The following is a 7914-nucleotide window of genomic DNA, read 5'->3' on the forward strand; positions in this document are numbered from 1 at the left end:
GCCGGCGCCGGTCGGCGCGTCGTAGGTGAGCGAGATCCGGAACGCGCCGCCCTCGCCGGTGACATGTACGTCGACATCACGTGGAGCGGCAAGACCGGCTACGTCATCGGGTACCTGGTCAACACGCCGGGCGACTGGAGGAGCCTCGCGGGGCCCGCGGTCTGGACGTGCGCGCCCTGACCCGCGGACCCTCCGCGAGAGCTACGGCTTGGGGCGCTTCTTCGCCTTGCCGACGCAGGCGGGCGCCGACCACGCCACGTCCGGCGCCTGGCCCTGGTTGAGGCGCAGCACCGCGCCGACCTTGAAGCAGTGCGCCGTGTTCGGTCGCAGGCCCGGCATGGTCGCCGACTGCGAGCCCGCCTTCACCGACACGATCGGCTGGGTCCCGGCGGGCTGCTGCTGGACGAGCAGCGGCAGCCCGCGCGCGGCGGGCGGCAGCGTCCAGAGCAGCGCCGCCGTCCGGCCGACCTGCCGCGCGACCACCTTGCGCGGGCGGGTCGCCGCGAGCTGCGAGGCCGGGATCGGCTGGGGCGGGGTCTGGGTGGTCTGCCCCTGCGGGGCGGTCGGGGAGGGCGGCGGCGACGTGGCGGCGGTCCCGCCCTTGCCGTCGCCGCCGCCGGACAGCGCGAGCGCCCCGACGCCGAGGGCCAGCCCGCCGGCGAGCACGATCCCGCCCACCACGATCAGGCCGCGGCGCGGGCCCTGGCGGGGCTGGTCCCAGGTGGTCTGGTGCGGGCCCCCGTGCGGCGTGGTCTGGTGCGGGCCCCCGTGCGGCGTCGTGTGCGGTGACGTGTGCGGCGTCGTGGAGGACCCGTTCGCGGGCCGGTCGCCCGCCTGGGGCACCGGCATCGGAGGCCAGGCGGCTTCCGGGCCGGGGGGCGGGCCTTCCTGGGGGAGGGCCGTCTCACGCGTCTGCGGCGGGAGGGCGTTCGGCGCCCACGGCGACCGCGGCGGCGCCGGTGTCGGCGCGGCGAGGGGCGCCGGAGCCGGCGGCGCGGGGGCGGGCGGGGGCGGCGCCTGCGCGGCGGGCGCCGGCGGCGGGGCGGAGACGTCGGGGAACGAGGGGAGCGGGCCGGCGTCCGACAGCGCCAGGGCGCCGCGGCCGGCGTGCGCCACGTCCGTCACCGGCAGCCCCAGCTCGGCCTGGACGCGCTGGAGCGCCTGCGCGAACTCCACGGCGCTCGCGAACCGCTCGTCGGGCGTCTTGGCCATCGCGCGCACGATGACGTCGGTGACCTGCCGCGGGACGTCGGGGCGGGGGATCGGCGGCGGCGGGTCGTTGAGGATCCGCAGCATCAGCGGCGCGATGCCCTCGCGGGGCGGCCCCTTGAACGCGGGCCGTCCGGCCAGCAGCTGGTAGAGCGTCGAGCCGAGCGAGTACAGGTCGGACCCGATGCCCGGCGGCCTGCCCTCCAGCACCTCGGGGGCGGCGTGGTGCGGGGTGAACGCCTGCGTGTGGGTGGCGTCGAAGCTGTCGACGAGGCGGGCGATGCCGAAGTCGGCGAGCGCGGGCTCGCCGTACCGCGACAGCAGCACGTTCTGCGGCTTGACGTCCCGGTGCAGGACGTCGGTCTCGTGGGTGGCGGCGAGCGCGCCCGCCATCTTCACCCCGATCCGCAGCACCTCGGCGAACGCGAGGGGCCCCTCCCGCGCGAGCCGGTCGGTGAGCGCTCCGTGCTCGAAGTACTCCATCACGATGTAGGGGCGCCCGGACCGGGTGGTGCCGGTGTCCAGCACGGTCACGATGTTCGGGTGCCCGGAGAGCCGACCGGTGATCTTGCACTCGCGCTGGAACCGCCGCATCGCCGCGTCGTCGACCGCGCTGATCGACATGACCTTCAGCGCGACCATCCGGTCCAGGCGCTCCTGGTGGGCGCGGTAGACGACGCTGAAGCCGCCCTCGCCGACCTGCTCAAGCACCCGGTAGCCCGGAACGTCCTCGGTCATGGGTCGGGGGTTCCCTCTCGGTCGCTCGTCTCGTCCGGGGCGCGTGCGGGCGCGTGCGCGGCTGGTTCGTTCGATGCGGCGCGGCCCGGGGCGGTTCCCCCGGGCACAAGCGTAGTACGGGGAGGAAACGGGCGTGGCTGCTCTCGCGGGGAAGGCCGGGCCCGCCGCCTCCGGCACATCGTACGGAAATGAGATGACATTTCCATTCGGTCGGTTAATCGTTGTGCCAATTGCGCTCCAGTGCCGGCTCTCTCCGTCCTAACCTCGGGATTCGCGACGAAGGAACTGCCCCAGAGGGAGTGGCCCGCCGTGACGGACGATGTCATGACGAATCCGCACAGGGAAACACCACCGACCGAATCGGCTTATGGCGACCTTGTCCGGATGGCGTATTTCGTTCTGCCGGGACGGGGAAAGCGCGTCTACCGGCTGGCGATCGCCCGCCGGATCGTGGACTCCACCTCGCGCGGCGCCCGCGACCGCTCCGCCGCCGGGCACGCCCGGCGCCGCACCCGCGTGCTGCGCCGGGCGCTGCGGCCGTCCCGCCGCCTGCAGATCGGCCTCGGCCCGTGGCTGCGCGCGCTGCCCGCCCGCCTGCCCGACCCGGCGCTGACCGCGGCGCTGGCCAGGCTCGACCCCCACGTCCGCGTGGCCTACGTCCTGCGGAACGTCGAGGGGATGCCCCGCTACGCCGTCCGCGACCAGCTGATCGAGCTGCGGGTGCGCGACCCCTGGCCGGTGATCCGCGCCGCCGAGGCCGTCGAGGTGCCGGTGCCCCGCCGCGGCGACCGGTTCGAGGCGGAGCTGCTGCGCCCCGTCCGCACCCGCTCGGTGATCCCGCTGGCGGCCGCGGTCTTCCTCACCGCCGCGCTGGTCGGCGCGCTGCTGGTGACGGAGCGGGAGGGCGCCCGCGAGGCGTCCGCCCGCGGCCTCGGCCTCGTCACGGCGGCGCCGGACGCCTGGACGCGCGGCGCCCGCTCCCTCGACGTCTGGCCCGCCCGCGGCGACCTCGCCGGCGACCGGGCGTTCGGCCGCCGCGCCGCCGCCGCGTGGGCCGCCGAGCCCGGGGGCCGCCGCCCCGACAGCGGCGTCGCGCAACTGCTGTACGCCGGCACCGTGGACGGCGTGCCGCTCGCGGTGATGCGCAGCGGCGGACGCCTGGCCCGCTACGCCTCAGGGCGCCTGGACGTCGCCGCGATCGGCGCCGACCCGTCCGCGCCGATCGCCCTCGGCGGCGGGCGCTACCTCCTGTCGCCCTGGGACGCCCGGCCGGAGACCCTCGCCGGGGGGCGGCTCGCCGCGTCCGGCGGCGTGACGGCGCCCGTCCGTCCCGGCACCGGCTGCGGCCGCGGCCCGCTCTTCCACCTCGGCGCGCGCACGGTCGGCGACCTCGGCGGCCCGCGCGCCGCCGTCCTCGGCTACCGCCCGCCGGACCGCCGCCCGGGAGGCCCCGACCGCCCGGCCGTGCTCGGCCGCACCGCCCGGGCCTTCTGGAAGAGGCTGGCCTGCGCGGTCCCCGCGTCCTCGCGGCCTCTCTCCGCGGCCACGGCGTCCCACTTCTGGTCGGGGACGCTGCCGCACGGCGGGGAGAGCGCCGACTGGACCTGCACCCGGGTGGCGTACGCCGACGGCGGCGCCGCCGCCTTCGCGACCCTGCTCGGGGCGGAGAACCGGGCCACGGGCGCCTGCGACGTCCAGCGTCCGGTCAGCGGGACGTGGTGGCGCGCGGCGTCGGGCCGCTGGTACTACGTGGCCGCGGCGGGACGCGGTCTCGCCCCGCACGCCGAGGGGGTCCGGGGCGCCGCGACGCGCGACCGCCTCCTCGTCGGCAGGGGGACCCCCGGCACGGCCGTGACCCTCACCGCCCGATAGGGCGGGTCGGGTCAGCACCCGCTTACCTCGATCGGGCACACTGGGGGGACCGAACGAGATTCAGGGAGTCGCAGATGGGCAACGGGCCGCTCTCCGGAGTACGGGTGATCGAGCTGGCCGGGATCGGGCCGGGGCCGTTCGCGGCGATGCTGCTGGCCGACCTCGGCGCCGACGTGATCCGCGTCGACCGCGCCTCCGCCGTCCGGGACGGGCAGGCCGCCGGCGGCACCGACTTCACCAACCGCGGCAAGCGGTCGATCGCCGTCGACCTCAAGAGCGAGCGCGGCAAGGACGTCGTCCTCCGCCTGGTGGAGAAGTCCGACGTCCTGCTCGAAGGGTTCCGCCCCGGCGTCACCGAGCGCCTCGGCATCGGCCCGGACGACTGCCTGGCCCGCAACCCGCGCCTGGTGTACGGGCGGATGACCGGCTGGGGGCAGGAGGGGCCGCTGGCGCACACCGCCGGCCACGACGTCGGCTACATCGCGATCACCGGCGCCCTGCACGCCATCGGCCGCGCGGGCGGGCCGCCCCAGGTCCCGATGAACCTGCTCGGCGACTTCGCGGGCGGCAGCATGTACCTCGTCACCGGCGTCCTCGCGGCCCTGCTCGAGACGCGGACGACCGGGCGCGGCCAGGTCGTCGACGCCGCCATCGTGGACGGCACCGCCCACCTGTCCACCTTCATCCACGGCTTCCTCGCGGGCGGCATCTGGGAGGACCGCCGCGGCGTCAACATGCTCGACACCGGCGCCCCCTGGTACGACGTCTACGAGACCTCCGACGGCCGCCACATGGCCGTCGGCGCCATCGAGCCGCAGTTCTACGCCGAGTTCCTCCGCCGGCTCGGCGTCGACGGGGAGGACCTTCCCGCCCAGTACGACCGCGAACGATGGCGCGCCATGCGCGAGCGCTTCGCCGCCGCCTTCCGCACGAGGACCCGCGACGAGTGGACGGAGGTCTTCGTCCCGAGCGACGCCTGCGTGGCCCCCGTCCTGTCGCTGGCCGAGGCCGCCGAGCACCCCTTCAACACCTCCCGCGAGGTCTTCCCCGAGCTCGCCGGCCACCGCCAGCCGGCCCCGGCCCCCCGCTTCTCCCGGACCCCGGCCGAGACCGACGGCGTCCCCGTCCTCCCCGGCGGCCAGACCAGGGCCGTCCTGGACGACCTGGGCTTCGACGACGCCGAGACCCTCCTCAAGGAGGGCGCCGTCGCCCAGGCCTGACCGGGCCCGCGGCCGCGCCCGTCCGGACACGGCCGCGGCGGATCGCTTGTGAATCGGCTGACAATTCCCTCGCGGTAACCGGTGGTCATTCCACAAGACTGCGCCGGAACGCGGTCGTACCTTGTGGGCACCCCACCCCCGATCAACACGGCGACAGGAAAGGCCGGACGCCGGCCTGGTTCGTCGTGCCCGCATTAGGGAGATGCCCATGCGTTTCACACGACTCCGCTCGTGGGCGGTCATCGCCGCGGCGGTCCCCGCCGCCCTCGGCCTGGCCGGGACGGTCGCGCCCGCCGCGCACGCCGAGACGAGCCCGCAAGGGGCGAACGACTGGAACTGCAAGCCCTCGTTCCTCCACCCGCGCCCCGTGGTGCTCGTGCACGGCACGTTCGAGAACATGGCCTTCAACTGGCAGAAGCTCTCTCCGGCGCTCAAGAAGGCCGGGTACTGCGTCTACGCCCTCAACTACGGCGGCCCGAAGGACGGCCCCGTCCAGGGGATCGGCGACATCCCCACGTCGGCCGGTGAGCTGGCGGCGTTCGTCGACAGGGTCACGGCCGCCACCGGGGCGTCCAAGGTCGACATCGTCGGGCACTCGCAGGGCGGCATGATGCCGCGGTACTACATGAAGTTCCTCGGCGGAGCCGCGAAGGTGAACAAGCTGGTCGGCGTCGTGCCGTCCAACCACGGCACCAACATGTCCGGGCTGGTGGAGCTGGGCAGCCTGCTCGGCATCACGCAGGCGGTCGTGAAGGCGGCGCCGGCCGCGGGCCAGCAGATCGTCGGCTCCGACTTCCTCAAGAAGCTGAACGAGGGCGGCGACACCGTGCCCGGCCCGACCTACATCGTGCTGTCCACCAAGTACGACGAGGTCGTCACGCCCTACACCTCGGAGTTCCTCAACGGCTCCAACGCGCAGAACGTCCTGCTGCAGGACAAGTGCCCGAACGACACCAACGCGCACGTCGGCATCGCCTTCGACCCGGTGATGATCAGATTCGTGCTGAACTCGCTCGACGTCTGGGGCCCGTACTGGCCCATCGACTGCGCGAACCCCCTCGGCTGACCCGGAGACGGCGGCGTCCGGCGGGCTCCCCTCTCACCGCCGGGCGCCGCCGCGCCGCCTCCGGCGTCACAGCCCGAGGCGCTTCGCGGCGATCTCGTTCATGATCTCGTTGGTGCCGCCGCCGATGCCGAGGATGCGGGCGTCGCGGTAGTGGCGCTCCACCTCCGACTCGCGCATGTAGCCCGTCCCGCCGTGCAGTTGGACGGCCTCGTGCACGACGTGCTCGCAGGCCAGGACGGCGGTGTTCTTGGCGTAGGCGGTCTCGGTGAGGACGTCCTCACCGGCGGCGTGCCGTTCGGCGACGGCGCGGGTGTAGGTGCGGGCGACGTCGGTCCGCCGCGCCATCTCGGCGATCTTGTGCCGGACGAGCTGCCGGGAGGCCAGCGGGCGCCCGAACGTCTCCCGGTCCCGCACCCAGGCGAGGGTGAGGTCCAGGCAGCGCTGCGCCGTCGCGTAGGCCTGGACGGCGAGGGAGAGCCGCTCGGTCACGAAGTTCTCGACGATCTGCAGGAACCCGCTGTTCTCCGCGCCGACCAGGTTCTCCGCCGGGACGCGGACGCCGTCGAACGACAGCTCCGCGGTGTCCGAGCAGAGCCAGCCCATTTTGCGCAGCGGCTTCGACACGGTGAACCCCGGGGTCCCCTTCTCCACGACCAGCAGGGAGATGCCGTCGAAGCCGGGCCCGCCCGTGCGCACCGCCGTGGTGACGAAGTCGGCCCGCACGCCCGAGGTGATGAACATCTTGGCGCCGTCGACGACGTAGTGCCCGCCGTCGCGGACGGCGGTGGTGCGGATGCCCGCGACGTCCGACCCGGTGCCCGGCTCGGTGACGCCGAGCGCGCCGATCAGCTCCCCGGCGAGCGCCGGCCGCGCGAACCTCTCGATCAGCGCCTCGTCCCCGGAGGCGATGATGTGGGGGAGCGCGATCCCGTGCGTGAACAGGGAGGCGACCACGCCGCCCGACCCGCCGGACTGGATGATCTCCTCGGCGACGATCAGCGCGTCGAACAGCTCCCCGCCGGACCCGCCGGCCTCCTCCGGGAACCCCGCCCCGAGCAGTCCCGCCTCGGCGGCGCGGGCGTGCAGGGAGCGGGGCAGCTCGCCCGCGTCCTCCCAGCCGGCGAGGAACGGGACGATCTCCCGCGCGGTGAAGTCGCGGACCAGGGCGCGCAGCGCCGCGCGCTCCGGGGTCTGCCAGGGGTCCAACGCGCCTCCTCGTGTAGAACGAGGTTCGGAATCTAGCAGGCGGCGCGTCACCCGCCGGCGCGCAGGTCCTCCGGGCCGGGCGGCGCGGGCAGGTCTCCCGCCGGGACGCCGGTCAGCTCGCTGACGTGCCGGCGCAGCACGGCCCGCAGCTCCGCCGGGCCGGCGGCGTCGGGCCGCAGGACGGCGTGCGAGGTCAGCCCGTCCACCAGCGCGTGCACCCGCGCGGCCTCGACCTCGACGTCCAGATCGGCGCGCAGGGCGCCGGCGCGGCGGGCCGCCCGCAGGACCCGCGTCGCGATCGAGCGCAGGTCGTCGTGCATCTCCCGGGCCAGCGGGCGCAGCTCGGGCCGGGTGCGGGCGCCGGCCGTGAAGGCCAGCCACACCTCGGCCTCCTCGCGCCGGTCGGCGTCCAGCGGCAGCAGCTCGGCGAACAGCGCCTCCACGGCCGCCGCGTGCTCGGCCGGCGGCGCGGCGGGGCCGGGGGCCGCGAGCCGGGCCGCGCGCAGCCGCAGCCGCTCGCCGGCCCGCTCGGCGAACGTGCGCATCGCGAAGATCATGATCTCCGTCTGGCCGTCGAAGTAGTGCCGGACGGACCCGATCGCC

7 protein-coding genes are annotated in these 7914 nt (G+C 75.3%); 4 read left to right on the forward strand and 3 right to left on the reverse strand.

Annotated features, from left to right (window positions below; genetic code table 11):
- On the forward strand, positions 1-180 hold a 180-nt coding region (locus tag AB0C69_RS34000), incomplete at its 5' end, for a hypothetical protein (RefSeq protein WP_360359066.1).
- 21 nt (positions 181-201) lie between these two features.
- Here the strand turns inward: AB0C69_RS34000 and AB0C69_RS34005 are convergent.
- Positions 202-1947, reverse strand: a complete 1746-nt coding sequence (locus AB0C69_RS34005) for a serine/threonine-protein kinase (protein WP_360359068.1) — start codon at positions 1945-1947, stop codon at positions 202-204.
- Positions 1948-2331: 384 nt separating this feature from the next.
- Here AB0C69_RS34005 and AB0C69_RS34010 point away from each other — a divergent pair, with 384 nt between their 5' ends.
- From AB0C69_RS34010 to AB0C69_RS34020, 3 genes are all read left to right on the forward strand, one after another.
- The gene (locus AB0C69_RS34010; protein WP_360359070.1) at positions 2332-3819 is read left to right on the forward strand and encodes a hypothetical protein; all 1488 of its coding nucleotides are present in this window, start codon (positions 2332-2334) and stop codon (positions 3817-3819) included.
- Between the two features lie 74 nt (positions 3820-3893).
- Entirely contained in the window at positions 3894-5039 is a 1146-nt protein-coding gene (locus AB0C69_RS34015; protein WP_360359072.1) for a CaiB/BaiF CoA-transferase family protein, read from the forward strand.
- A gap of 208 nt (positions 5040-5247) precedes the next feature.
- Positions 5248-6105, forward strand: coding sequence for an alpha/beta fold hydrolase (locus AB0C69_RS34020; protein WP_345182326.1), 858 nt, complete (start codon positions 5248-5250; stop codon positions 6103-6105).
- A gap of 66 nt (positions 6106-6171) precedes the next feature.
- Here AB0C69_RS34020 and AB0C69_RS34025 read toward each other — a convergent pair whose 3' ends face one another.
- Together AB0C69_RS34025 and AB0C69_RS34030 are read right to left on the reverse strand one after the other, a co-directional pair.
- On the reverse strand, positions 6172-7311 hold the full coding sequence (locus tag AB0C69_RS34025; protein WP_360359074.1) for an acyl-CoA dehydrogenase family protein: 1140 nt from the start codon (positions 7309-7311) through the stop codon (positions 6172-6174).
- Positions 7312-7358: 47 nt separating this feature from the next.
- Positions 7359-7914 (reverse strand): TetR family transcriptional regulator C-terminal domain-containing protein (locus tag AB0C69_RS34030; RefSeq protein WP_360359076.1); only part of this gene is annotated, 556 nt, incomplete at its 5' end.

Origin of the sequence: Actinomadura sp. NPDC048032 (genome assembly GCF_040653175.1) — a bacterium.
In the GTDB taxonomy this organism is placed as follows: Bacteria; Actinomycetota; Actinomycetes; order Streptosporangiales; family Streptosporangiaceae; genus Spirillospora; species Spirillospora verrucosospora.